We start from the raw sequence: 26,624 nt of genomic DNA, 5'->3' as shown, positions 1-26,624 counted from the left end.
TTTCTACTCAATAAGAGTAAACCTCAGCATTCATTACTGCATTTTAGATTCGCTATTCTTTGACGCTGATCTACTTTAATTTGACCCTATGCAGTCAGTACATGGAGCATACGCCTTGATAACAAGTCCTAATGATTATAAGCAATATCGTCACATCACGCTCCCTAATGGTTTAGCTGTCTTGTTGATCCAAGATGATCAATGTAAAAAATCAGCCGCTTCTATGTCAATTTCGGTCGGTCACTTTGATGATCCGAAACAACATGAAGGGCTCGCCCACCTTCTCGAACACATGTTATTTTTAGGCACTGATAAGTACCCTAAACCCGGTGAATACCAATCGTTTATTTCCATGCACGGTGGCAGTAATAATGCGTGGACAGGCACTGAATACACCAATTACTACTTTGATATTAACAATAGCTTTTTCCATAATGCGCTTGACCGTTTCGCTCAGTTTTTTATCGCTCCGAGTTTCAATGCAGACTTACTCGAACGTGAACGCCATGCTGTTGATTCAGAGTACAAACTAAAGATAAAAGATGATGTTCGTCGCTTCTATCAAGCCCATAAAGAAACAGTAAACCCGACACATCCGTTTAGTAAATTTTCGGTGGGTAATTTAACCACCCTAGCGGACACAGAAAACTATACGTTACGTGACGAGTTATTACGCTTTTACGAGCAACACTATTGTGCTTCATTGATGAAACTGGTGATCCAGTCTGAACTGTCACTAGACAAGCAAGAGCACATGCTTAAAGACATGTTTTCGGCGATTCCTAATCGGGGCATTAATGCGATCCCGTTGGCAACTCCGCTCTATACAGAGGCCCAGTTACAACAAACAATCTGGGTTGAATCAATTAGCGGGCATAAGAAATTATACATTTGCTTCCCGCTAGGTGATATTAATCCCTACTATCAAATTAAACCATTGGGCTATATCAGCCAACTTATCGGCGATGAAACCGAAGGTAGCTTACTGTCGTTATTGAAAAGCAAAGGTTGGGTAACGGCGCTCTCTGCTGGTAGTGGCCAAAGTGGGGCTAACTTTAAAGATTATAATGTCATCATGGGCTTAACCAGCGAGGGTTTTAAGCACATTACTGAAATTGTTGAGTTCTGCCTTCAATACATTAAATTAATCGCTGAGCAAGGCTTACAAGCGTGGCGTTATGATGAAAAGAGAAACTTCTTAGAACAAGCTTTCCGCTATCAAGAAAAAATACCTGCGATAAAAAACGTCTCTCACCTCTCTCAAAATCTACATATCTATCAGCCAGAACATGTCATTTACGGTGATTATATGATGACAGGGTTTGATATTGAGGCTTGCTGTTTTTTCTTAAAACAGTTTAATCCGACGAATATGCGCTTGATGGTATCTGCTCCTAATTTAGAAACCAATAAAAAAGCAGCTTGGTATGATACCCCTTATCGCGTGGATGTCTTTAGTGACCACCAGCAACAACGCTGGGCAGATGTTAATATCGATGCGTCACTTTCATTGCCAATTGCGAATCCGTTCATAAGCGCGTCTTTAGAAGCCTTAGCACTGGATAAAGCCAACTTAACGGAACACCCGACTTTAATTAATAAAAGCGAAGGGTTTAAAACGTGGTTTATGCAGGAGCATCAATTCCACCTACCGAAAGGCAATATCTTCATTTCAATTGACAGTGAGTATGCCATTGCCGATACGCATAATATCGCTATGACACGTTTAGCGGTTGAGCTATTAATGGAGCAACTCAACACCTTGACGTACCAAGCTGAAATCGCGGGTATTAGCTATCACATTTATGCGCACCAAGGTGGCTTCACATTACACATTGCTGGTTTTGCTCAGAAACAACTTGAGTTATTAAAGCTGATCATTGGTCATCGCCATTTACACATGGTGGATAATGACACCTTCTCAAGTATTCGTAATCAGTTACTTATCTCTTGGGAAAACCAAAAACAAGCGAAACCGATTAACCGCTTATTCTCAGAGCTAACCTCTGTTTTGCAACCGAATAATCCATCAAGTGAACGACTAGCCAAAGCACTCGTCAGTATTAAACAAGAACAGCTGCCTGAGTATTTGGAACAAGTGTACAAGAACATCAGCGTTGAAGTATTGGTACACGGTGATTGGCATCAATCACAAGCACTGGAAATTGGCCAGTATGTGAAAGATAAACTGAAACCGTTTAGTTCACCGGGCAAAGAGACAATACGTAAGCTGGTTGATATTCGCCATACCGGTTCATTGGTACACGAAGTGGATGCAGAACATAATGATGCCGCGCTGATTGTGTATTACCAAGCACCCAAAATATCACCTAAAGAGCTGGCCTATTACAGCTTGGCGAATCACGTGATGTCATCGAAATTCTTCTATGAATTACGTACACAGCAGCAATTAGGTTATGTGGTCGGTACGGGAAATATTCCGCTTAATCGTCATGCGGGTCTCATGTTCTACGTGCAATCACCACATACTCAGCCGACCAAGCTACTGGATGCGATTAATGATTTCATTGATTTCTTTCCGTTCGGGATGATTTCGTTTACCGAACAACAATGGCAATCAAGTAAGCAAGGGTTAATCTCTAAATTACGTGAACCGGATACCAACATAAACAGTAAAAGTAAGCGTTTGTGGCATTCGATTGGGATCAAGGATAAGACATTTAACAAGTCGCAGAAAATCGCAGAAGAGCTCGAAAAAATCGAACGTGTCGATCTTATACGCTTTATGGTGGAATTAAAATCTCGCACATCTGACCGCTTGATCATGTCAACAACCAGTAAACCACATGAACACGACGATGAGTACGAAGCACACAAAGTAGAGAAGCTTGAAGGAACCTACATCGCTGATGTTGAAACCTTCCAACAACAAAGTAATGTCTTTGAACTCTAACTGATAATACAAAACCCCATTAACGCAAAAAGGCGCTGTCGGTAACTCCCATTTAACGGGGTAACCAACAGCGCCTTTCTTTTTAAACTTATTTGCTTAGCTGCTTAAACCAATGAAACCACCCAAGGTAATTAACAGGCCACCAGTGGCTTTATTAATTTTGTCTTGATAACGATTAAGCATTTGTTTTAGAGAACCACGGTTAAGTAATATGATGAAACATGACCACAGTACCGCTGTCTCTAAAAAGATAGATAAGCTGATCAACAATTTATCTGATGTTGGTGTCTCAGGAGCGATAACCTGACTGAATGCCGCCACCATGAACATCAAAATTTTCGGGTTTAATAAATTACACAGTAAACCGTCTAAATACGCTTTGCCCGGGCGATAGTTTAACGTACCCGCGTCAACTTCAATTTCACTCTTACCTGCGCGCAGTGACTTAATACCAATATAGATAAGATAAGCAGCGCCTAACCAACGAACCGCATCAAACAGCATTGGTTGACTTGAGATAAGTAATGATATGCCGAACAGACCTAACATCATGTGTACGGCCAAACCAGAAATAATACCACCGACACAGAACCACGCTGCACGTTTTGCGTTAAGGCTTCCGTATTTTAAAACTAACATCATGTCAGGCCCAGGGCTGAGCATGCCAAAAAAGTTAACAATTAATAAAGACACTATTACTTCGTACATATTGATTACCACTCCATTGCGTTGCGGTAATCATAGAGTGCATATCTAAATGAATAAAATGACTTCTTTTACTCTACTGTAGTCCCATTAGGAATACTGCTACTTAATTGAGCATGTAGTTCATCACGCAGCCATTTATGCGCCAAATCATGGTCAAAACGGGGATGCCAGATAATTGCAGCCTGTAAAATAGGTAATTCAATGGGTAATTTTTTTCGGATGAATTGTTCTTCGATGATTAATTTATCAGCAATCGAGTTAGGTATCGTTAATAAATGGTCTGTTTTAGCGATGATACTAAAAGCTGATGAGTAAGACGGAATACGTAAAGCGACCTCTCGAAACAGTCCTTGAGCAGATAATGCCACGTCAATATCGCTAGACTTATCTGCACCTGAGGTAATAATACCGTGCGGATATTGAGTATAATTCGATAAGGTTAACACCTCATTTTCGAGCGGGTGTCCTTGGCGCATAATACACACATAATTGTCTTGTTCTAATGGCAGATAAGAAAGGTGCTTATGCTCGGGACGAATGATCGTCGCCCCTAAATCAATTTCTCCGCGTTCCATTGCCGCCAACGTAAATTTATCCCAATAGGTGAGATTAAGTTTAATGCTGGGTGCATGTTGATACAAATGCGCAAGGGCGACAGGTAAAATATAGTCGGTCACGTAATCGGTTGATGCAAGCGTAAATTCACGTTGCGATAATAATGGATCGAAACCACCAGTCACCAATAAGCCATCAATGCTATTTAAAATCTGTGCTAATACCGGTTTTAACTGCTTGGCTTTTTCTGTTAGCTGGCTTTTATTGTCTATTTTTATCAGTAATGGATCAGCAAATATCTCCCGTAATTTAGCAAGGTTTTTACTCATTGCCGATTGGGTGATGTATTGACGTTGTGCTGCGGCAGTCACTTGCTGCTCTTGCAACAAGCATTGTAAACTGAGCAATAAATTTAAATTGATGCGTTGTAAATTAATCATTTAGCTTTAATTTCAAGTCTGCGTTGCCTTCACGATAATCCATTGTCACTTTAAAGCCACAATATTTTGCTAAGTTAATCATGCCGGAATTGGTCGGCATGGTAAAACCAACCATGTTTTTTAATCCTACTTGACGACAAAATTCAACGATTTTCAACATCAGCGCTTTACCGAGTCCCTGCCCTTTTAAATCGGAGCGCACTGAAATTGCAAATTCAGCTTCGCTACTATCCCAATCGAAAATAGCACGTACAACCCCTAATGTTTCCGGCTGGCCCATTGGGTTTTTAGCACTGGCAATAAATGCCATTTCACGTTCATAATCAATTTGCGTGAGCATCGCCATTTCAAAATGACTAAACTTAGAACGCGCACCGAAGTAACGTAAGTAACGATCATCCGCAGTAAGTGACGAGTCAAAAGCCTGATGTTGTGGTTCATCTTCATGACGAATCGGTCTTAACAATACCGCTTTACCATTTTTCATGGTGTAGATACTTTCAAGCTCTTTCGGGTACGGTAATATCGCTAATTTTTGCTGTGAACGTCGACCACGTAAAACAATATTCACGTTTTCGATTTTAACTTTGTATCCGCTTCGACCTAATTCTAATGGATCAATCGATATCGATTTAATCATAGGGAAGTTAATGATCATCTGCGATATACGCGTTAATATTTCACACAAGTCATGCATGTTTAAGCGAACACTTAAACTACGTTCGCGAATAATCCCTTGCTTGATCGAGCCAACGACAAGGTAACGTGACAGCGCCATGTTTAATGGTGGCAATGCAACGCCAGCATCTTGCTCGATATCCCAATCACCGCCCGCTTCACCGAGGCAAATAATCGGGCCAAATGCGGCATCATCAACCACTTCGATACGAAATTTATTCACTTCGTCTTTTGATAATGTGTCATCTGACATAATACCGAACGCACTGAGTAAAAGGTTAACCCCTTTCTCATTAACCTCTTTCACCCCTTTGCGCATCGCTTTGTCGATCATCATTTTAGCATCAGCCATTAAACCTGGATTTAAATCTGCTAATGCTTCAGGTGTTTGGATAAGTTGTTTTTGGTGACGTCTAAATTTAACAATATAGTTAAAGGCATTTACCGCAACTTCGGGGGTACCAAATGAAGCAATACCAGCTTTAATCATCGCTTGGCGTGCAATTCGACCACTGGTTTCACCCATCCAAGACGTGAATATAATAGGGCCTTTCTTATTATATTTAACCAACTGCGGTATTAATTTTTCAGCCATAACATGGCAGGGTTCTGTTACTTGTGGCGCATGAATAACAAGTAACGCATCGTATTGAGGATCTTCCATCACAATATCAATGACTTTACTGTATGCCTCTGCATTAACACCGCCAAGGATATTAATCGGGTTCATGCTAGTGACTTTATTAGGCAATGCTTTTAATAATTTTTGCTCTGTTTCGTAGCTCAACTCGGCTAGTTTACAACCCGATTTGATCAGTACATCTATCGCCATGTAAGCGGGAGAACCACCATTAGAAATGATCAACATTTTATCACCACGAACAGAACGCTTGATCGTCGCGACCGTTTTAATGGCAGATAATAGCTCAAAGGTATCATTCACACGTAGCATACCAGAGCGTTGGAATGCGGCCGTATACGCACTATTATAAGAGATCTTATTTTTTCTATTTTGCAATAAAGCAGCGGCACCGGTTTTGTTGGAGCTTGAACGAACCACCACGATTGGTTTTTTAAACGCTGCGGCTCTCGCGGCAGACATAAAGCGACGCGTATCGATGATGTTATCAACGTATAACGCAATTGATTTGGTGAAACGATCTCGGCTTAAATAATCAATCAAGTCAGCAAAGTTGACGTCTATTCGCGTGCCAATAGAAATAAAGCATGAAAAGCCCACACCACGGGTTTCAGCCCAGTCTATCATCGATGTCGCAAACGCAGCGGACTGCGAAATAACAGCAACATCACCAGCTGGCGGAGCAACATGCGCTAAACTAACATTCAACTTTAAACGCGGGTTTAATACACCTAGGCTGCTTGGTCCTAATACACGAATATTATACTTTGCAGCAAGTAAGCCAATTTTCTCCCACGTATCGGCATTCCCTTCATACGGTTCATCACTAAATAAGATGACGGCTTTACAACCGACCTCTCCAAGTTCTTTAATGATCTTGCCAGCAAAACGAATTGGTGTACAAATAGCCCCTAAATCAGGGGCTATTGGTAATTCGCTTGGCTTCTCATACGCTAAAATCCCACACACATTATTAGCTTTTAATGACACTGGCATAATTGGACCATCATACTGGCTAGCAATCAGGTTTTTAACAACACAATAGCCTATGCTGTCTGGGCTATTTTTAGCGCCAATAACGGCAATTGATGAAGGTTCTAATAATGCTTTTATATTCAGTTGGGACATAGTTATAAGACCGCCTGTTAAATACTACGTTTTCTATAGGGTAATGATTTTGAGATAAAATTGCGAGCTACTGCAATGAGTTGATTCCACTTTCCCATCACTTTTCGTTGGGTTTGAGTTTCTAATTCCAGTGCAGCTTGCTCTGATGCTGCCCAAGAATCATTAAGTAATGATTTGGCCGCTACAATCGCATCGGGAGATCGCGTTTTTAAACTATCGACAAACGTCATCGCAGCAGCCATTGGATCGTCACAAACATGGGTCACAAGCCCGTATTTTTCTGCTTCAACACCACTGAATTTACGTCCTGTCATCGTCAGTTCTTTTGCGATATCAATGCGCGTCAATTCTCGCATTGTCACCATACCGCTCATGTCTGGTATTAATCCCCATTTAATTTCCATCACTGAAAACTCACAGTCTGCTGTGCTGTAGCGAAAGTCAGCCCCAAGGGCAATTTGTAAGCCGCCACCAAAACAGACACCGTGCGTCACAGCAATCACAGGTACAGGGATTTGACGCCAAAGATAACCGACCTTTTGCGCAATATTAGCAAGTTCGTTTTCTTCTCGTTTTAGTAATGTACCGGGATTGAGGGGGTTTTTGATGATACTTTTGACATCAAGACCAGCGCAGAACACCTTACCATCACCCCGAACAATGACTGCTCGGATGGCTTTATTATTAGCAAGGTCTGTTGCTGCTTTATTTATTGCGTAAAACATATCCATGTCTAACGCATTATATTTGCGGCCTCGATTGAGGGTAACAATTGCGACATCATCGTTAATATCGACGATAACGCGTGGCGATTGCACCACAGGTTGATCACTTGGCATTTTTCACTCTCCTTGTATTTTACCGATCACAATAAATAGATAAGCATTATTTAATGCAATTGTATTAGATTTAATAATAAATCTTGTAACAAAGATAGTAGAATAAAGGCTCCTTTTTGTTCATGACTTATCTCATACTTCCAAGTTATTAGAGAAAAGACACAAGTTATATTGCAATATAATGTTCTGAATCAAATATATAACGTATTAGAGTTGTTATTTAAAACCACACCATTGTTTGTGCTACAACGCCATATTTATTTTCGCCACCGTAGCTGCCACCAATATCAAGTTGAAAAACATTAAAAGGTGATAAGCCAATACCAGCAGTAAATACCTGTCTTTTATTACCTTGTAAATCTTTCGCATAACCAGCACGCAATTGAATGGCAGACTCTAAGCCTATTTCACCACCAATTTTCAGCATTTGGGTATCATCAAAGTCATCCTTGATAGAAGATAACGTGACCATATCTTCATAGCGCTGCGTCGCATTCACATCAATATCCATCGCGAGCATTGCATAGTCACTACTCCAGCTCAGTCCCGTGGTCATCACTGGATGAATATTATAGCTAGCACTTGATCCCGTCATCGGTTTCAAATCCACCGCTTGTGGGATTAAATTTTTGACCGCTGCACCAACACTTAGCCCGTATAACAGCCCGACTTCCATACCCAAATCAAGATTGAAGCCTTTTTCGTCGCTAGAAGTCCCCTCTTTATATTTATCAGGGTCAAATGAACCGACTGTATTCGAATAGTTATAAGTAGACATCACATTGTATTTAGGTGAGATACCGAAATGCATACCACCGTAGCGAGTATCAAATTTACGCGCGAAAGTCATCCCCAGTTCAACAACAGAAATGGCATATACACTCATTTTAGACGCGGAATTACCAAGGATGATATCGGAGAATGCCAGTGAGTCGGCATAACCTTTAATAAATACATTCGTGGAGTAATAACGTGTTGGCACTGACGCTACAAGACCAAAACCAGCCTCTGAATACGCTTTATCACCAATCAGGTCCGATGGATTAGAGGATAGATCACCAAATAAATTATCTTCATCATCAATTTGAAGGCCTAGAACAGGAGCGAGTAAACCAAAGTCATCACGCACATCATGTTTAGCAGCCATTGCAGGATTATGAAATGAAGCCGTGACATAATCAGCAGAAGTAACACCGACACCACCCATTGCATATGCGCGCGCATCAAACTCAGTCGCAGATAACTGACAGCTTGTGCTGGCAAGAGTAAGTGTTAAGGGTAGCAGCAATGATTTGGAGAGTTGAGCCTTCATCAGATCATGAATCCTTATGATATTTAATAGCGATGCGTTCCATCACCAAAATTATAAGGTTTATATCGTCATTACCGCTAACAACTTTAGTTAATTTCGTGGTGTCGTACGAAAAAACAACAAAACATGCTACTTATGGGTTAATTAATAGAGGCCTTATAGTCACTAAATATAGATAGCGATGCTCAGTATTGCAGCAGTCAAACCCTAAACAAGAGTTTTTCATTGACCTTTACAGGGGGATTACCTAAAGTACGTTTCGTTATATATCATATAACGATCTGATTAGGTGACGTGTCCGAGTGGCTGAAGGAGCACGCCTGGAAAGTGTGTAAGGGGCAACCCTTCGAGAGTTCGAATCTCTCCGTCACCGCCATTCTCTTGTTTTTCAAAGTATCAAATCGTTAAAACATCACTGCAAATCTAGTTCAAAAAATACCTATATCTCATTTGCTAATCCAGCTGAATTACTCGCTACCCTTATTTCGGATAACAAGTAACCCAAACTCGTACCGATTACATTATTTAGTCAAACACTGACTTTTCGTTCAAACTATCAATTGGGAAGCTAAAGAAGGGCGTTGAGAATTTATCACTTCGAGATCTGGCAATACTTCCAGCATGTGCAGAAGTTACGCCTGTTGCTTTATCTTTAGTGAAGTAATACATCTCACTGACACCGTGATACATACGTACAGCAAGAATATCCAATGATGGCATTTCCCCGTCAGTACTCACCCAAAATACCGGTACGCTTAGGCCATATACATCTTGGTCTGTCCCTAAAGACGTGAAAAAGAAATCAAATTCAATATCTGCGTCTGCAGCCGAATCGACTAGGTTCAGCTTAAATCGACTAGTCAGCTCCATTTTTAAACGCTGCTCAGCATAAACAAGTGCCTGTGATTTGCTAATAAAATGCGTGCGTACAAAAATGGATTGTGAGTCAAACTCAGTAAAACTATTATCAGGTAGCTGTGATACTAATTCATTAATACTGTAACTCAGCAGCCTCTGACTCGTAGAGCCTCGATATTGGTCTGCACTCTCTCGTGTCGAGCAAGCACTCATGGTTAAGCAAGCCGCTGAAATGAGCAAAGCACGCGCCAATGTTGAATTGAACATAGACATCCTTGTGAATAATACATAGCCTTAGGCTTATGCGAAAATATTAGTTAACTCGTTTTATACTACACATTGTCATGTAATACCAAGACCTTAACTTATTTAAGTTATTGCGCACTAGACAATAAATGTAGGCATGCTGATCAAAACACCAATGACAAGTATATGTTTCATTATCGCCTCTGAAATGAAATTAAATCCAAGCATTAATAAAATATAGCCTGTCTATATCACCTCGTCCTTAAATCTGTATAATCCAGCTAAATTTGTCCGTTCTCATTAAATGAGCGTATACCGAGTATGATGGTACGCGCATTATTTAGTATTAAGTGACCAGCGTCTATTTCATGTGCGCTGATAAGTTACATCGATTAATGTTTAAATTGTAATATGTAGGTACAAAGGTTGAGTGAAAAAAACGAATCACATTTAGTTTCCGGTCGAGAGTGTGGCGAATGCACAGCATGCTGTGTTGTACTTCAGATTGACGATGAACATTTTAAAAAACCTGCCGATCAAGTTTGTTCAAATTTGATGGAAAAAGGTGGTTGTAAAATCTATACCAAAAGACCTTCTGTATGCCAAGACTGGCATTGCGCATGGCGATTCATGCCACAGTTGGATGAGAGCTGGAGACCAGACCTATCAGGGATAATGGTGCGTTCAGATGAAAACGGTCTTATTTTCCAACCGATTCACGATCCTAAAACCGTATTAATTACAGCACAAGCAATCGAGTTAATTGGTGGCGGTGTCGCTCAGGGCATTCCAATGTCAATGTCGATTCCAATTCGCAAAGGTTATCGCAGTTATAGCACGCCTCTTAACGAACCTTTAGAGGCTGCAGTAGAAGCAAGAAGTCTGCCGATGATTCAGGATAAGATGCTAGAACTTATTGAATTTTCACTTGCACAGAATACAGCGATAATCCCAATCATCGAGAATTAAGCGTAAGCATATTCAGAACGATATGAATAATATGACCAAGTTTACGTAAACGCTAAATCCTTACGTAAACTTGGCCTTACTCTATTCATATATACTTTTAATATTAGTTATTGATATTAAATCGAATTAGACTTAAACAAGGCTAATTTTAGCGGGCAGCGCTTGCCTTGCAGCCGCACCAACCACCCAATCAAGTAATACGCCTTTACCTTGGCGAGTGGGATCAATTAAGCCCACATCATTAATATTTACTCCATCACTTGATTTCATTTTCACTGGTTGCTGTTTATCACCAATCCAATGAGCTCGTTCACCCAATTCTTTATGACCAAAACCATGTTCAAACCCTAACGTCCCCTGCTTTACACCATCGACTAATAAGGCAACGGCTTGGGTTGAACTTGCAGGCGTAGTAATAGTGAATAGCGCCCCTGTGATTAAGCCAATTTTTGCTGCATCGTTCGGGTGTATATAAACCGGATTCACCCCTTTAATTGAATTTAATCGTGGTGACAGATTTGATACCGCACTGTGAATGTTCGACTTAAAATTCGTTAACGTAAATGGCCATTCTGTTGCTGGGTATTTTTCATCTAGCGCAGTCCCATCCGCTAACTTTTGCGGATGCCAAGTAGGACAACCAGAATAATATTCACCCGTCATGGTATTACGTGATGTACCGACTTTTTCATTCCAGATCGCTAATGGTTTTTTCCATTTATGCTTCATCTCTTCGCCTTTATAGGCTTCTGTCGCATCTTCAAAGCGACCACCGCGGGCAAAAATAAACGCGACTTTACCTAACTCCTCAGCAGTTAATACCCGCTGCATATCAGGTAGTAAACGAGACAGCCCTGATAGCACCATATCTTCAGTACTTGCAGCGGGTACGCCATTGGCGACATAAGCTAAGTTAGCCGCTGCACGTAGATAAAAATCTTCAGCACTGTGAATGCCGTGCCAATTACCTTGGCTATCAGCAATCGCGTTATCGCCAAAGCCACCCAACTTCATTTTTTTCGCTATATCAATTAAGAAGTTTTCTAAATTAATGCTACGTCCGTCAGCTGTTTTCTCAGTCAACGCGCTAACAATCGGCCAGCGGGCGGTGACTGATTTAGTCGGTACGCCATGCCAAGGCGTTGCCATTCCCCAACTTTCATAAGTAACTGTATCAGGCACGATATAATCGGATAATGCCGTGGTTTCGTTAATAAAAGCATCTACAGAGACAATCAATGGAAGCTGTTTTGGATCTTTTAATTTATCACTCAGTAAATGAGCTAACCCGGGTACACCGTACATCGGATTGGCCATGTGGTTGATCCACGCTTTAGCGCGATACGGATAACCATCAACCGCAGCAGATAAATGCTCTGTTAATAATGGTGCAGAGATCGGATACCAAGGTGATCGTGTTGGATACGGCGATTCACCCGCAGCAACACGACGTTTATACTCACTGGTTTTGTGGTACGGGAATTTACTGCGAGATAAAAATACCCCTTTTGGCTTTACCTTATTTTTAAATTTAGTGAAGTCATAACGAGGACCATTACCTGATGTTGGATAACCACCCGATTTTGCCATCACTCCACCTTTTAGATTAATGTTCCCAATTAAGGCATTAAGCATCAGGATCGTATAAGCATTATAGAAACCATTACTGTGCATGTTACCGCCATGACTATCAACGACAGCTTTAGTGCCATGACTCGTAAAACGTTTTGCCAGTGCAGTGATCGTCGCGACAGGGATATCACATTGAGCACTGTAGAAATCAAGATCATGCTTAAATGCTGATTCTTTTAAATGTTGAAGTGATGATTTAACCTGAACAGAACCCTGCTTTGTGACGACTTGGCGATCGACAAAGATGTGTGCAGGTTGAGATTGAGTATGGATAGATAAATCACCGCTGCTGGCATCAACAACCACATACGGGTCTGTTTCTGAAAGAGGCTTGCCCGTAAACGGAAGATCCATTTCTGATGCACGTAAAAATGCGCCATAACGAGGATGCGTTTTGTCACTGATAACCAAATGCGTCGCGTTACACCAGTGGGCCGTACCGGCAGTTTTCATCGCGTTAGGTCCGGGCTGCGATAAGAAAGTTTTATTAAATTTATCGTTCGCGAGGATCCATTGGATCATACCTAAGACTAATGCCGAGTCAGTACCGGGTTTAATCGGTAACCACGTATTGTTATCACCCGAGGCTAAGCTTGATGATGCTGGTAAGGCTGGTGCGACAACCGTATAACTAAAGTTGCCTTTGCTACGCGCTGTTGCTAATTGACGTGCTTGGCGCTTAAACGGATTACCGGCTTGCGCTGGTGACATACCTATATACAAAGCGAACTCACAATTTTCCAGATCAGGTTTCACATGGGCAAACTTTTTCAAATCATTCATTAACGCCCCCGATCCAGCACGGAAACCATAACCACAATAAGATCCATGATGACCAAAATTACGCGTGCCATAACTATTAAAAGCAAAACGTTTAAATAGATCGTCGCGACCTTCATTACCCGCATTAGTCATTAATAACTGGTTGGATTTAGGGCCATATTCAGGGTTGAGTGGATCAAGTGGGGTTTTAACATCCCGGATCACGCGTAAACCGTCAACATGACCTTCACCAAACAGATCACCACCTTCAACCACTTCTTCTAATAATTGTTCATAACTGATCGGTACCCATTTACCTTCACCACGGTTACCGACACGCTTTAGCGGTTGCGTGATCCGATACGGACTTTTACGAATTTCCATCATGCCATTACCACGGGCACAAGCAGTTGAACGACCAGCAAGTCCAGCTTCACCAGCCATGCCGATATACGCCTCTTTAACAGGGGTATTGAATGGGATCTGATGTTCATTTGATAACGGGTGATAGGGATTGCCTGAAATACGTAAGATCTCGTCACTGGCGTTATCAACACGCACACGCAAACCACACAAAGTCCAGCAGCCAAAACACATTGAAGGAGCAACACGCTGTGCAGGGTTATTGATTAACTTCCCGCCCTCCGTCACCTTGTATTCAGGTGTTAATGAATTGCCAAAGTGCGGGTGTTTGGTTTTCTCACCAGCAGTACCTTCGAGCATGCCATGTACTGCATGTGATGTCGTTGTTGCGTAGCCTGCGGCAAAAGCGCCTGCACCACCAACAGCAAGACCTGATTTAAGAAATTGACGACGTTTGTTATCCATAATTAAGTCCCTTACTGTGTGTATGATGTTTTGCTGATTGACGTGTTAATTGATTTATTAGTACGTATCGCAACGATTTCTGATGCCGCGAGTGCCAGTGCTAGCCATAGACCTGCCATCCCGAGAATGCCAAGTAACCCTGCCGACCCCATCGGTAATTCATACGGATAAGGTCCTTGGTCAAATTTAGGAATAGTTTGTACATCCATGATGGTGACCCAGCGTAAGTACCAACAACAAATCAAGCTAATCGCGCTCATTATTAATAATTGCAGGCGGTTATATAAGGCAATGTTAGAGGCTAATAACGCAATACCTATACAGGCAATAAAGCTCACGCTTAAACTGCCTAAACGAACCAGCCATTCTTGACTATCGTAGAGTGAAAACGAGGGATTATTCGACGCCCAAATTGGCAATAAGATTGCGGCTAATATCGCACTGAGTAATAACGCGCGTTTAATCAAGCCTTGGTCGCTCAAAGTAAAGGCATTGGCTTTTGCAGGAATCGGAAATAAGCCTAATAGTAATAACGTAAAACCAATCGCGCCAATAAATGCAGTCACAAACCATAATAACGGTGCCGCAGGTTGATGCCATAGCGGGCGGCTTTGTATCACGTAAATTTCAGCACCTGTGTAGAGCGCAATGGTTAAACCAGATAGACACGTTAATACCGTTACAGTCATCATTTGCGTGCTAGATGTTTTCCAACTACCTAAACTGAACAAGGCAATTTTTTTTGCTATAGCACTGCCACTCTGTTTCAATTCAATCAAATCATCACGTAAATATAACCAAGCAGTCAGTACCGATAAAGTTGAAAATAACGGTAAGAATACAGAGCCAAGCGACATCCACGACCAAGACGTTAGGTTGGTATAAAAATGCCAAGCCCGCCCCGGTTGATGTAGATCGCCGGTTAACGCTAATGGACCGACAACCGCACCAATCGACATGGTTAATACCAAGGCTGCACGTAAATAATGACTGGTGTGGTCACGGAATAAATAACTTAATAAAAATAAGATGGCTGCCGCATACGCAGAACCAATGTAGAAGAAGTATTGCACCGCCCAAGGGAGCCAAGCGACCGCTTGTGGTTGCACTAAAATTTCGGTGATATTCATGCGTTATCTCCTGCTGGATCATAGATAGCAACATTGCCGTTAATCTTACTGGTAAACGCGTCATCCATGCCGATGTAAAACACATGTGGTTGGGTATTCTCTTCCGGTTTTAATACCTTGATGTCATCTTGGTGTTCACGCATCAGATAGCTAATATGACTGTTAGGATCTTTAATATCACCAATGATGCGGGCACCACCAACACAGGTTTCCACACAAGCTGGCAGCAAGCCTTCTTCTAAACGGTGAGCACAGAAAGTACATTTGTCTGCGGTGAGGGTTTCTTCATTGATAAAACGCGCATCGTAAGGGCAAGCTTGCACGCAGTAAGCGCAGGCGACACAACGCTCATTGTCCACCATCACAATACCGTCGTCGCGCTGGAAAGTGGCTTGTACAGGACACACTTTTACACAAGGCGGGTTTTCACAATGGTTACATAAACGCGGTAGGGTAAATGATTTCACATTTTGTAATTCACTACTGCCGTCATCAAGGGTCACTTCATATTGTTTTACCGTTGTTCTAAATTGACCTATCGGGGCTTGATTCTCAATGCTACAACCGACTGTACACGCTTGGCAGCCAACACATTTACGTAAATCCACCACCATGGCATAACGCTTACCGTGATGCCCTTTACGGTCTGGCGTTTCGTTATTTCGAATGATGGCAGTCGTAAGTGGGTTAGCCCCTGAAACAGGGATAATAGCGGCGCCTGCGGTTAATGCACCGAGTCGGGTCATTAAGCGTCTTTTACTTGAGTCCATGAGAACACCTTGTGGTTGATAGTGATTAAGGCTATTGTCTGGAAATAAAGTGGTAGTTTGTATTGTGGTTTTCCACATACCAAGAACTGGATTGATCTAAAACAACTAATTTTTTTGCTTAATAGTTATTTTGTTATTGTCGATATGCACACGCGGAGTTTTATTTGGAGTCGGTCACATGAGCTGTAGGAATAACATTGGGTACATATTAATACGCCTTATCACCAGCTTATTCCTGTTGGTTTCGAGTAACGTAAATGCCAATGTCATGAATAACCTTGATAAGGTTAACGATAAGATTGAAGCAACGATTGTTGATGTCGGAGTACTGGCGACGCGTGGTGTATTGGAAGCAAAGCAGCGCTGGCAACCAACCTTGATTTGGTTACAAGAACAGATCCCAAATAGTGAGTTTAGATTACACCCTTATACACTGGCAGAAATGGAGACTGCGGTACAACAGCAGCGTGTTGATATTCTTGTTACAAACCCAGGCCAAGCGGTTCGGTTAGGTCGGCAGTATCCCCTTTCGTGGTTAGCAACATTAAACAGTCAGTTAGGTGACGGTACTCATGTTATTGGTTCTGCATTAATTGTACGCGCCGATTCACACTATCAACACTTGGTTGATGTCAGTGGAGGTAAAATTGCAGCCGTCGCAAGTAATGCCTTTGGTGGCTACCTCACCATGTTATTAGCAGTTCAAAATCAAGGTATTAATCCGACTGCTTTTTTTTCTGATGTGTCTTTTTTAGGTTTTCCTGTCGATGCTATTATTTATCAGTTACGCGATGGCTATTTTGATGCTGCAGTGGTGCCAGTCTGCCAACTAGAAAGTATGTTGGAGGAAGGATTAATTGTTGAATCGGCTTTTCGAGTGCTGAATAATATCAGCCCGAGTGACTTTACTTGCGCCGTATCCACACGACTTTATCCCAATTGGTCGATAGCTAAAACCAGTGCTATTTCAGCTACATTAGCTAAAAAAATAACCCGTGCATTATTCGCATTACCAGCAAATCATTCTGCAAGTATTGCCGCTCATTCGACAGGTTGGATCCCATCTATCAGCCAACTGTCTGTTGATCAGTTATATCGTGATTTAGATATACATCCGTTACAACGACCATGGTGGCAAGAAGCCGTTGTGTGGATCAAAAAAAACCAGCAATGGGCTTGGGTAGTATTTTTATTTGTGCTGCTATTAAGCGTCTACCACTTAATTTTGGAATACCGTTTTAGCCGTAGTGAGCGCGCATTAAAAGCCACCTTAAACCGCCTAAAAGAAAAGAATGCCATGTTAGAGCACGCCCAACGTGTCGCTATTGTTGGCGAGTTAGGAAGCAGTTTAGCCCATGAAATTAATCAACCTTTAACAGCGATTCTCAATTATAGCCAAGGTGGTTTATTACGTATTAAGAAAGGCGTCGCCACCACTGATATTGTACCAGTCCTCGAAAAAATTCAGCAACAAGTAAAACGCGCTGACGATATCGTGCAGCGGTTACGCACGCTAATTAATAAACGTGCGGTGGCAAAATCAAGTTGCGATATCGAAACATTAATAAGCGATACGTTAGAGCTGGTTGAATATGATTTTCATCAAAAAAACATAACCGTCAACCGAGTTTGCTTAGGTAATACAGTCATACTCAATGCCGATATAGTCGGTTTACAGCAAGCTTTATTAAATATTTTAAATAATGCCGCAGATGCTTGCTTGATGCGAAAATTACCGCAATCGATAGATAATGAAATAAAGATAAAAAGCCAATACACCGCGGATAAATTAACCCTAACATTCACCGATAATGGAGTTGGTTTAACAGCGACAAACGCTGAATTACAAAATGCCTTTTTTACCACTAAGAAAGATGGTTTAGGTCTGGGATTAGCCATTTGTAGAGATGTGATCGATGCGCATCATGGACAATTTACCTTAACACCTGCCGATCCAGTCGGTTGTTGTGTCACGATCACTTTACCGTTAACCCATACTGTATAGCCAAAGGAATGAAATGAACAAAACAATTGAAAAGTCATTTATATCAGTGCCTACTTATGTCGTTGATGATGACGAATCAGTAAGGGATTCATTGGCGTTTATGCTCGATAGTTATGATTTAAATGTCACGACTTATACTGGCGGGCAAGTATTCTTAGATAATGCAGATATTATGCAGCCCGGTTGCGTGATTTTAGATAGTCGTATGCCTGAATTACGCGGACAAGATGTGCATGCTATTTTGAGTCGATGTCACAGTCCCTTATCTATTATCTACCTGACCGGTCATGGCGACATATCGATGGCGGTGCATGCATTAAAATCGGGTGCAGTCGATTTTTTTCAAAAGCCCGTTGATGGCGAAAAATTAGTGCAGGCTATTTCTATTGCAGCAAAAAAATCAATACAGCGCAGTGAACAGCTCAAGGCGTTACTGTCTTACCAGTCTCTGACTGATCGTGAGCGTGCTATTCTTTTATTATTAATTAAAGGAAAACGGAACCAACAAATCGCAGATGATTTATGTATTGCCGTGCGTACTGTTGAAGTCCATCGTTCAAATTTGATGAAAAAGTTTAACGCTAAAACCATTGCCGAACTCGTGTTGCAATATGGCATGGTGGTGAATTAATTCACGCAGATTTTGGTAGGCTATATTCACATAAGAAAACGTATTTCAGTTCAATAAAAGACCTGCTATCAGGCCTTTTTCATCCGACTTATTCTAACTTTCAAACAGCCCTGTCACTTTACGTAACGGCGCTAACACAGGCGCTTTACGTTGTGCCTTAGCTTGTAAGATAGTCACTGTTTCATCTAAACATAACATGCCCGCTTGCCACGTTGCCATGTACTTCAAGCTGTCATCGACACCGTGGTCACGACTGTAATTTAACATTTCTTTACTGCCTGTCACTGCCAATGGAGAATGTGCAGCAATTTGACTGGCGATCTGTAATACCCCATCAAGCATGGCTTCCTGCGTTTCAAATACTTGATTAACTAAACCAAATTTATCTGCTTCTGCGGCACTAAAATTACGGCCTGTATATGCTAATTCACGCACAATACCTTGTGGTAAAATACTCGGTAAACGCTGCAATGAACCTAAATCTGCTGTAATTCCTAACTCCACTTCTTTAATCGTAAAGAATGCATCTTGCGTACAGTAACGCATATCAGATGCAGCGATTAAATCTAATGCACCACCAATACACCCCCCTTGAATAGCGGTTAATACTGGTATGCGCAGCTGTTCGAGCTCAGTAAACACTTGCTGTAATTGCATTACAAAACGACGCATAGCTTCACTGGCACGCGCTTTATCTTTACCTGCAGGAAAGTTACCTGGACTTTGAAAAACGTCTAAATCCATACCTGCGCAAAAATGAGGCCCTTGTGCTGAAATAACTAAGACACGTAAATCATCACTCATCGAAAGCGCTGCAATAGCGGCTGGAAACTCACGCCAGAAGTCCAAATTCATTGAATTTAATTTACTAGGACGATTAAATTGCAAATGCGCAACGCTGTTATCTATCGTTAGCGAAAAAGTTGTGTAAGTAGATTCGACTGCCATTGTTATCAGCTCCTTGATAATGATTACTTCATGCTATCAAAATGCGCCTCTTCCAGCATTATCTTTACGTTACATATTATTGTCTATATCTGACAACCCAATACCAATCAATGTTAAACATGCCAATAACGCCCCTACAAAGACAAATAACACTGCGCATCATCGCAAAAAAAAATAACAAATGAGAGGTCAACCTCATAATCATAAAGTAGTAGTGCATTATCGCTCATCTGTTTAAAGATCGTGATCAACGCCGTTTAAAAGATAACTCCAAATAGGTATGATCGACCCATCTTAGAGCTATTACTCTAAAACCTGATTATGACATTATAGAAAGTTATTGGAGGTATTATGAATATTCCTGTTTGGCAATATGTTGTATCCATGAGTGGCTACATATTATTTCTCATCTTGATGGTCGAAGGCATGCGCCGCACACCAAAACTAACCGCAGCCTTTTGGTTGCTATCATTATTAACTGCCCCATTATGGGCTGAAAACTTAGATGGCTGGTTCCGCTGGGCTAAAACTGTCAGTGTGCTGATTCCAACAGCGATTATTGTTGGTGGTGCGCGAATTGCGTGGCTATATCAAGATAATCCAAATAAGTTTTTATCATTCTTCCGTGGCGACTGGGTCTTAAAAGTACTTTATGCCGTGCTTTTCCTTAACATCGCTGAAGCAACCGCGAAAGACTTTGCAACTGCGAATTACTTCAACGCGATCTGTGGTGTGATCCTGTGTATCACCATCCCATTCCCACGCTACAAAAATGGCGAGCGTATGTATTGGGTGATCGGTCGTGATAAACCTAACGATCTGCTTTTCTACTCAACAGCAGCATGGAACTTCCTCTATACAACATGGAACCTCGCTTTCGTATTCGGTGAAAACCCAGGCTTCTTCGCAAGTTCGTTCTGTATCTTAATGGCAGCAGAGCTATATCCACTCATCAAGGGTCGACCAGAGCTATACATCATCGCTCGTGTATATACCTTGGCATTCCACATCCTTGTACGTGCAAACGGCGATATTTTCTCTCCGGTCATGGATTCATCTAGCTGGGCAAATGATCAAGTACTGTGGTTCTGGGGTGCGGCTAACCTTGTATTGCATGTTCCATTCGCAATTTGGTACTTCAATAAAAAACGTAACAACCCAACTGGCGAGCCACCTTGTGGTGAAAACCAACCATTAATTAGTGAATACGCAGGTACTGAATTAAATCCGACTCAGAAAGGAAAGTTAGCAAACGCCTGATGATATCCATTAACAAATAGCGTTCACCGTGTGGGCGCTATCCCTGACCCGAATAATAGAGAGAAGTAACATGATGAAGAATAGGATTAACTCTGCATTTATGGCGATGTTCGCATTGCTACTCATGCTCAGTGCTGGCGGCGTCAACGCAACCACAGTGAATAATGACATGACTTACGTCACCGATGTCACAGACACCGTCTGGCAAGGCACCCGAGATGGTAAACCTGGCGAAGGCAGTATGCTCTATCGCTTCGAGTTTTCTGATAACAACCAAGTTCAAGTGATCAAGCAATCTGGTGGCTTTAACCACAGTGGGCAACAGACTTGGAGACAAGAAGGCAACCGTATCATTATCAATAGTTACGCTAATTCAAAAATCACTGATTTTGATGGCGCAACACTGACTTTTTACGCAGATGATCGCGTTAAGTTTAATCTTGACGGTGATTCGTTTGTTATTCATAAATGGTATGAATATCGCTCTTATAGCCATGTAATTTTCATATTATTGGGTCTGATGCTACTTAACGAACTATGCCGTCGCGTAGTATGGAGTAACTACTTACTTTTCTTCATCTTACCGATTGTACTTATCCCACTATGGTCTAGCTATGAAGTGACCTACTGGTTTAAATGGGTAAAACTGTATTCCGTTGTTGGTGCCGCTGCATTATTCACCCTGATACGATTTACCAAAATCGGGAATATGAAATGGGCCAAATTTGGTGCCGCTGCATTCCTCGCCATTAATATCTCTGAAGCCGTGATGCAAGATTTCAGTATGGGCAACGCTGCGAATGTACTGAATGCGATTGGTGGTATCTTATCTATTATCACGTTAACAGGTTGGCTTAGTATTCAAGCAGATAAGACCAAAGAACGAGACATGGTTTGGCCTGCAATGACAACCTTCTGGATCATCGCATACGATGTATGGAATATTGTTTTTGTATACTTAAACTTCCCCGGTTCTGCCACGGCGCAATTGATGGTATTGATATCAGCAACTCTGCCTGCCCTATTCATCAAAAAAGGCACTTGGTTACAAGCCCGTGCATTTACACTTGCAGGTTCATTTATGTATTACTTCACGAACCCTGCGATGTACGAAAGTAATGTTATTGCAATGCCACGTAATGACGAGCTAATGCTTGCCGCTGGTGCTGCGAGTTTCATTATCAATAGTGTCTACGCTTACATCTTCTTCAGCAAAAAATGGCAACAACGTAAACTGACTAAAGCTGCTATATAACACGCACTATTAAGCACAAATATAGCCTTGAAATACAGGGGCTATATTTGCTTAAAACCCAATCATTACCAAATAAGCGTAAGGCTTTCGTGCGCCTGTTTTTAGCTTACAAAGCCAAATAGCGACCTAAAGCACACAGTTAAAACAAATACCCATTTAGTGTTAATTAAAATGTATTACGTGACAAAAATCACGTAACACAAGCTTAAAAAAGAATACTATAAACCCAAGTTAGAGCTAATACTCTATAGCAAACAAAGATTCCAAGTCATTATTTATAAAAGATAAATTATCGATTTAGAATACGGTTTGCAAATAAAAGAGCAAAAGACTCTATATAAATAAATCATAAATAAATCATAAATAAATCATAAATAAATCATAAATAAATCATAAATATCTTATTTTAAAAAATAATGACCAACGGAGTCAATTATGAAAAAAACAATTATAACTCTTGCAATTTTAACCTCTATGTCTTCAGCAATGGCAGTCGCTGAAGAAGCGAAAGCTGACATCGACATGTCAGATCCAACAGACGTATATACCACGCTAGGTCTTGCTTACGGTGATGCTGGATTAGACTTTAAAGGCATGTTGATGCTTTCAAGCACAGATACACAAAAAACAGGTGTCATTTTTGAAGCTAAAAATATGCTTGATGAGCACGCAGACACAATTCACGACGTCACAGGTGACGAAGTAAGTGCACGATCTTATCGTTTACGTTGGGGTACTATTAATACTCAAAATGGTTTAGGTTGGTCAATTGATGCAATTAATGCTGAACACCCTTTCTTTGGAAATATGACTGTCGTACAAACCGGTCCAAACATGACTATTCCAGTGGGTGACAGCTTCTTAATTTGGCCTATTGTTTATGTTGGAGGTGTATTTGTTGAAAACAACGGAGATAGCCCTCTTACCCCTCGCGATAGCAATTATTCAAGTGAAGGTATTAATGTTTCCTCAGCAATCGTAACCGGTATGGTTTACGCCCGTTATGCAATTACAGACCAATTATGGGCATTAGGTAGTTACTCTTACACAACAGACATTCAAGGTAAATCATGGAGTGACGCAGTTGGGGATGGTGGTTTACAAATGGCTAACTCTAAATACGATCTGACTATTGGTTATCAGTTTACTGACCGTCAAAATGTAACCTTAATTTATCGCGGTGATGATAGCGATGATACTGATGATAGCTTCGCGGTTGGTTATAACTACGCATTCTAATTCAGTTTATACCCCGTTAATTTAAGTAGAAAACAGAGGCTATATCGACATTCAATTCGAGATATAGCCTTAATCACATAGCCAAATAAAAATACATTCAGGGATAATGCAATGAAAAAAAAGGCGTTAGTACTATCAACCCTATTAATGATGAGTAGCAGTGTTATGGCTGCAACTGAAATTTCAGGCGTAAGCGTTCCAGACAGCATCACACCACAAGGTGAAAATTTACAATTTAATGGTGCTGGTATTCGTAGTAAATTTTTTATTGATTTATATGTTGGATCCTTGTTTACCAGCGAACAAATGCATAAAGGCGAAGCGGTAATCAACAGCACAGAAGCCGTTGCGATTCGCTTGAATATTACGTCAAGCATGATCACATCAGAAAAAATGATCAACGCAATGCAAGAAGGCTTCGAACTTGCAACCGCAGGACAAGAACATAATCTAGATGCAAAAATAAAAGACTTTATTAATACCTTTGCTGATCCAATCCAAGAAGGCGATCAATTTACATTATTGAGTGTGCCTGACGAAGGGTTAATTAGTTATAAAAATGGCGAATTTCTGTCTATCACATCCGGTGAAGACTTTAGAAAAACAGTACTCGCTATCTGGTTAGGTAAAAAACCAACCGATAAGTCACTAAAAGAAGACATGCTTAATAGCTAGTTCAAAATTAAATATCGGCTGCCAATCTAACTTGGCAGCCTTCCTACCCTCTCGACAAACGCCCCGAATACGAGACGCATCAAGGAATCAAGACCATGAACCCATTTTCACTATGGCGAACCCTATTTTTTCCAGTACAAAATGATTGGGATGACAATCAACATCAATGCGTTGAAATCATCCTTTTTTTTACGTTACTGTCGTTCGTTACCGGGATTTATAGTTTTGTAAAATGGTATAACCATGATCACCAGGCGCTGATCTATACCGCCCTCCTCCTCACCAGTGCAGAACTCATTGCCGCACTGGTATTACGTTTATTTAAAAGCATTAATCTAGCCCTGCATATTGGCTTTGCAGGCATGGTGATTAACGCGCTAAATTTGGTTTATCAAACAGGTGGCGTGATAGCCTCTCCACAAGCATTTTGGGTTCCTCTGCTCATCATTTCTTTTTTCCTCACAGCAGGTCTAACAATGGCAATATGTTGGAGTGGTGTGGTGATCGCAGCCACAGCTTGGATGGTCAATCAATCTGTAAATAACATCGATTTACCTAATTTAGTCTTATCTCAATCAGGTAGTGTCGGTGAAACGTGGTCAGGTATTATGGTTCCCCTCGTTATTATTTGTATTGCCCAAGCGTATATTGCAAAACAACGCCAAAAATCAACGATGATGTCTTTACTCGCACAACAAGAAAGCCAAACAGCCGCAGAAAATGCACAAAAAGAAGAACAGAATCTAAGTCGAGTATTAATGTTAGCCGGAGATAACGCGAACCAATTAACAAACGTCGCAGAGCAACTGTCACAACAATCGAATGAACTCTACCATCACGTTGATGAACTGAATATCACCTGCGATACACAAGCTAACGCCGCAGAAAAAATGACGAACCGCCTGAAAAAAATGACACTAGATGTTCAACAGTCTGCACAGTTTGTTGAAGAATTACAGCAGCGTAGTGAACACATTAACAATCAGGCCCAAACGAGTGCTTCATCTCTGACCGCATCTACAGACGCCATCAGCCATATTTTACATAGTAATCAAGAAATGGTTGTCGTTGCTGACCTCATCACTTCAATAGCAGAGCAAACCAACTTATTAGCTCTGAACGCCGCCATAGAAGCAGCACGAGCAGGCGAACAAGGCCGTGGTTTTACCGTGGTCGCAGATCAAGTAAGGGAATTATCTGCTCGAAGTAATAAAGCTGCTCGTGAAATAAGGCAACTACTTGAACGGAGTTCAAACGAAGTGAACAAAGGACAAATCGTAATAAAAGGCACAGTGACTGAACTATCCGAAATTATTCATCACGTTGGCGGCACACTTACCGATGTGCAAGAGCTTGCAAAGATAATGGCAAAACAAGTGGATGTTTTATTAGAGCTAAACCTTGCCAGCCAAGATGTCGCCGAGGGTGTTGATAAAACAAATCAAGTCTCTGAATATGTTGCAACTCAAGGCACTCAGTTATCACAACAAGTCGTCATTTTAAAAACGCTGGCCGGAGATCTAAACACGGTCATCGAATTATCTTAATGGTAATAAGTAATTAGCGATAAATATTATTTCTTTACACTATTTTGCATCACTTAATCAAAGATTAGCTGTGCATAGAGGAGGATAAAAAGGTAAAATGGGGTGATATAATTCATTTAAACAGAGTTGGAGGGGGATGTTGTAAATGCCACATAATGCATATGAATTAGCCATCAGAGGTTATGCACTAAAACTCATTTTAGGTCAGTTGTTACTAGTATTATTTGTTGTGTCAGCAACTTACTTAGGTGAAGACCAAAAGTCTGCACGTTCTGCTGCGCTGGGAGGTATGATCTTTTTAGTACCACAATATATTTTTACTCGACTCTCATTTTTATATATCGGCTCTAAAAATCTTATGCGTGCAAATACTTTTATGATCCTTGGTCATGCTTGTAAATTTGCCCTCGTATTTATGTTGTTTAGCGTTATATTACCCTTGCCCGGTATCCAACATTTTAATTTATTTATCACCTTTGTTATTGTGATGTTTTCACAAATATTCAGCTTATTGAAACCATTACCAGAGCAGTTTGTTACAGCAAAACCTAACGTAACGAACAAACCTGAAGTGGCAAATAAAGACAGCATGCAAGCACATCATTCAAAAGAACAACTAATACAGGGATAATCACAAGTTCAATCCCCTGTATTA

Annotated in this window: 20 protein-coding genes and 1 tRNA gene; 11 read left to right on the top strand and 10 right to left on the bottom strand. The window is 41.1% G+C overall.

The genetic code is table 11. The features are described from left to right. Nucleotides 1-115: 115 nt before the first annotated feature. Entirely contained in the window at nt 116-2,914 is a 2,799-nt protein-coding gene (locus tag HWV00_RS05130) for an insulinase family protein (RefSeq protein ID WP_255554920.1), read from the top strand. A gap of 96 nt (nt 2,915-3,010) precedes the next feature. Here the strand turns inward: HWV00_RS05130 and HWV00_RS05125 are convergent, their stop codons facing one another. From HWV00_RS05125 to traF, 5 genes are all read right to left on the bottom strand, one after another. Further along, nucleotides 3,011-3,622: a LysE family translocator gene (locus HWV00_RS05125; protein ID WP_211685062.1), complete on the bottom strand. Its 612-nt coding sequence runs from the start codon at nt 3,620-3,622 to the stop codon at nt 3,011-3,013. Between the two features lie 68 nt (nt 3,623-3,690). After that, nucleotides 3,691-4,617, bottom strand: coding sequence for a LysR family transcriptional regulator (locus HWV00_RS05120; RefSeq protein ID WP_211685061.1), 927 nt, complete (start codon nt 4,615-4,617; stop codon nt 3,691-3,693). Beyond that, entirely contained in the window at nt 4,610-7,063 is a 2,454-nt protein-coding gene (locus HWV00_RS05115; RefSeq protein WP_211685060.1) for a bifunctional acetate--CoA ligase family protein/GNAT family N-acetyltransferase, read from the bottom strand. The genes HWV00_RS05120 and HWV00_RS05115 overlap by 8 nt, the downstream gene beginning before the upstream one ends. 17 nt (nt 7,064-7,080) lie before the next feature. Continuing rightward, on the bottom strand, nt 7,081-7,902 hold the full coding sequence (locus HWV00_RS05110) for a crotonase/enoyl-CoA hydratase family protein (protein ID WP_211685059.1): 822 nt from the start codon (nt 7,900-7,902) through the stop codon (nt 7,081-7,083). Nucleotides 7,903-8,122: 220 nt separating this feature from the next. Then, the gene (traF, locus tag HWV00_RS05105; protein ID WP_211685058.1) at nt 8,123-9,214 is read right to left on the bottom strand and encodes a conjugal transfer protein TraF; all 1,092 of its coding nucleotides are present in this window, start codon (nt 9,212-9,214) and stop codon (nt 8,123-8,125) included. A 288-nt stretch (nt 9,215-9,502) separates the two neighbouring features. On the opposite strand from traF, the gene HWV00_RS05100 reads away from it, so the two are divergent. Then, a tRNA-Ser gene (locus HWV00_RS05100) sits at nt 9,503-9,590 on the top strand. Between the two features lie 149 nt (nt 9,591-9,739). Here HWV00_RS05100 and HWV00_RS05095 read toward each other — a convergent pair. Next, entirely contained in the window at nt 9,740-10,339 is a 600-nt protein-coding gene (locus HWV00_RS05095) for a hypothetical protein (protein WP_211685057.1), read from the bottom strand. 405 nt (nt 10,340-10,744) lie between these two features. Here HWV00_RS05095 and HWV00_RS05090 point away from each other — a divergent pair, with 405 nt between their 5' ends. After that, nucleotides 10,745-11,287, top strand: a complete 543-nt coding sequence (locus tag HWV00_RS05090) for a hypothetical protein (RefSeq protein WP_211685056.1) — start codon at nt 10,745-10,747, stop codon at nt 11,285-11,287. Nucleotides 11,288-11,419: 132 nt separating this feature from the next. Here the strand turns inward: HWV00_RS05090 and HWV00_RS05085 are convergent, their stop codons facing one another. Genes HWV00_RS05085 through dsrO form a run of 3 tightly spaced genes read right to left on the bottom strand, consistent with a single transcriptional unit; the run spans nt 11,420 to nt 16,409 of the window. Further along, on the bottom strand, nt 11,420-14,509 hold the full coding sequence (locus HWV00_RS05085) for a tetrathionate reductase subunit A (RefSeq protein ID WP_211685055.1): 3,090 nt from the start codon (nt 14,507-14,509) through the stop codon (nt 11,420-11,422). 11 nt (nt 14,510-14,520) lie between these two features. Further along, nucleotides 14,521-15,639: an NrfD/PsrC family molybdoenzyme membrane anchor subunit gene (nrfD, locus tag HWV00_RS05080; RefSeq protein ID WP_211685054.1), complete on the bottom strand. Its 1,119-nt coding sequence runs from the start codon at nt 15,637-15,639 to the stop codon at nt 14,521-14,523. Beyond that, nucleotides 15,636-16,409, bottom strand: coding sequence for a sulfate reduction electron transfer complex DsrMKJOP subunit DsrO (gene dsrO / locus HWV00_RS05075; RefSeq protein WP_211685053.1), 774 nt, complete (start codon nt 16,407-16,409; stop codon nt 15,636-15,638). The genes nrfD and dsrO overlap by 4 nt, the downstream gene beginning before the upstream one ends. A gap of 178 nt (nt 16,410-16,587) precedes the next feature. Here dsrO and HWV00_RS05070 point away from each other — a divergent pair, with 178 nt between their 5' ends. Next, nucleotides 16,588-18,414, top strand: coding sequence for a sensor histidine kinase (locus HWV00_RS05070; RefSeq protein ID WP_255554919.1), 1,827 nt, complete (start codon nt 16,588-16,590; stop codon nt 18,412-18,414). 13 nt (nt 18,415-18,427) lie between these two features. Next, the gene (locus tag HWV00_RS05065) at nt 18,428-19,045 is read left to right on the top strand and encodes a response regulator transcription factor (protein WP_211685052.1); all 618 of its coding nucleotides are present in this window, start codon (nt 18,428-18,430) and stop codon (nt 19,043-19,045) included. A 93-nt stretch (nt 19,046-19,138) separates the two neighbouring features. Here the strand turns inward: HWV00_RS05065 and HWV00_RS05060 are convergent, their stop codons facing one another. Further along, nucleotides 19,139-19,993, bottom strand: a complete 855-nt coding sequence (locus HWV00_RS05060; RefSeq protein WP_211685051.1) for a crotonase/enoyl-CoA hydratase family protein — start codon at nt 19,991-19,993, stop codon at nt 19,139-19,141. 351 nt (nt 19,994-20,344) lie between these two features. Between HWV00_RS05060 and HWV00_RS05055 the strand changes: the two genes are divergently transcribed. The 6 genes from HWV00_RS05055 (at nt 20,345) to HWV00_RS05030 (ending at nt 26,600) form a co-directional block, all read left to right on the top strand. Next, nucleotides 20,345-21,253, top strand: coding sequence for a hypothetical protein (locus tag HWV00_RS05055; RefSeq protein ID WP_211685050.1), 909 nt, complete (start codon nt 20,345-20,347; stop codon nt 21,251-21,253). 70 nt (nt 21,254-21,323) lie between these two features. Continuing rightward, nucleotides 21,324-22,508, top strand: coding sequence for a DUF5692 family protein (locus HWV00_RS05050; RefSeq protein WP_255554917.1), 1,185 nt, complete (start codon nt 21,324-21,326; stop codon nt 22,506-22,508). Between the two features lie 435 nt (nt 22,509-22,943). After that, on the top strand, nt 22,944-23,747 hold the full coding sequence (locus HWV00_RS05045; RefSeq protein WP_211685049.1) for a hypothetical protein: 804 nt from the start codon (nt 22,944-22,946) through the stop codon (nt 23,745-23,747). Nucleotides 23,748-23,858: 111 nt separating this feature from the next. Then, a complete protein-coding gene (locus HWV00_RS05040; RefSeq protein WP_211685048.1) occupies nt 23,859-24,422 on the top strand; it encodes a chalcone isomerase family protein in 564 nt (187 codons plus the stop codon). A gap of 95 nt (nt 24,423-24,517) precedes the next feature. Beyond that, complete coding sequence (locus HWV00_RS05035) at nt 24,518-25,969, top strand: methyl-accepting chemotaxis protein (RefSeq protein ID WP_211685047.1); 1,452 nt, start codon at nt 24,518-24,520, stop codon at nt 25,967-25,969. Nucleotides 25,970-26,114: 145 nt separating this feature from the next. Further along, entirely contained in the window at nt 26,115-26,600 is a 486-nt protein-coding gene (locus HWV00_RS05030) for an ATP synthase subunit I (protein WP_211685046.1), read from the top strand. Nucleotides 26,601-26,624: the final 24 nt, after the last annotated feature.

Source organism: Moritella sp. 24, from assembly GCF_018219155.1.
Classification (GTDB): Bacteria; Pseudomonadota; Gammaproteobacteria; order Enterobacterales; family Moritellaceae; genus Moritella.
The sequence above is the reverse complement of the archived record's forward strand: the minus strand, read 5'-3'. Positions and strand labels throughout refer to the sequence as shown.

Coding starts and splice junctions, on each gene's coding strand:
- HWV00_RS05110 (WP_211685059.1), bottom strand. CDS start 7,902: ATGCCAAGTGATCAACCTGTGGTGCAATCGCCACGCGTTATCGTCGAT.
- dsrO (WP_211685053.1), bottom strand. CDS start 16,409: ATGGACTCAAGTAAAAGACGCTTAATGACCCGACTCGGTGCATTAACC.
- HWV00_RS05065 (WP_211685052.1), top strand. CDS start 18,428: ATGAACAAAACAATTGAAAAGTCATTTATATCAGTGCCTACTTATGTC.
- HWV00_RS05040 (WP_211685048.1), top strand. CDS start 23,859: ATGAAAAAAAAGGCGTTAGTACTATCAACCCTATTAATGATGAGTAGC.
- HWV00_RS05050 (WP_255554917.1), top strand. CDS start 21,324: ATGATGAAGAATAGGATTAACTCTGCATTTATGGCGATGTTCGCATTG.
- HWV00_RS05085 (WP_211685055.1), bottom strand. CDS start 14,509: ATGGATAACAAACGTCGTCAATTTCTTAAATCAGGTCTTGCTGTTGGT.
- HWV00_RS05070 (WP_255554919.1), top strand. CDS start 16,588: ATGAGCTGTAGGAATAACATTGGGTACATATTAATACGCCTTATCACC.
- nrfD (WP_211685054.1), bottom strand. CDS start 15,639: ATGAATATCACCGAAATTTTAGTGCAACCACAAGCGGTCGCTTGGCTC.
- traF (WP_211685058.1), bottom strand. CDS start 9,214: ATGAAGGCTCAACTCTCCAAATCATTGCTGCTACCCTTAACACTTACT.
- HWV00_RS05035 (WP_211685047.1), top strand. CDS start 24,518: ATGAACCCATTTTCACTATGGCGAACCCTATTTTTTCCAGTACAAAAT.
- HWV00_RS05120 (WP_211685061.1), bottom strand. CDS start 4,617: ATGATTAATTTACAACGCATCAATTTAAATTTATTGCTCAGTTTACAA.
- HWV00_RS05030 (WP_211685046.1), top strand. CDS start 26,115: ATGCCACATAATGCATATGAATTAGCCATCAGAGGTTATGCACTAAAA.
- HWV00_RS05060 (WP_211685051.1), bottom strand. CDS start 19,993: ATGGCAGTCGAATCTACTTACACAACTTTTTCGCTAACGATAGATAAC.
- HWV00_RS05125 (WP_211685062.1), bottom strand. CDS start 3,622: ATGTACGAAGTAATAGTGTCTTTATTAATTGTTAACTTTTTTGGCATG.
- HWV00_RS05055 (WP_211685050.1), top strand. CDS start 20,345: ATGAATATTCCTGTTTGGCAATATGTTGTATCCATGAGTGGCTACATA.
- HWV00_RS05095 (WP_211685057.1), bottom strand. CDS start 10,339: ATGTTCAATTCAACATTGGCGCGTGCTTTGCTCATTTCAGCGGCTTGC.
- HWV00_RS05045 (WP_211685049.1), top strand. CDS start 22,944: ATGAAAAAAACAATTATAACTCTTGCAATTTTAACCTCTATGTCTTCA.
- HWV00_RS05115 (WP_211685060.1), bottom strand. CDS start 7,063: ATGTCCCAACTGAATATAAAAGCATTATTAGAACCTTCATCAATTGCC.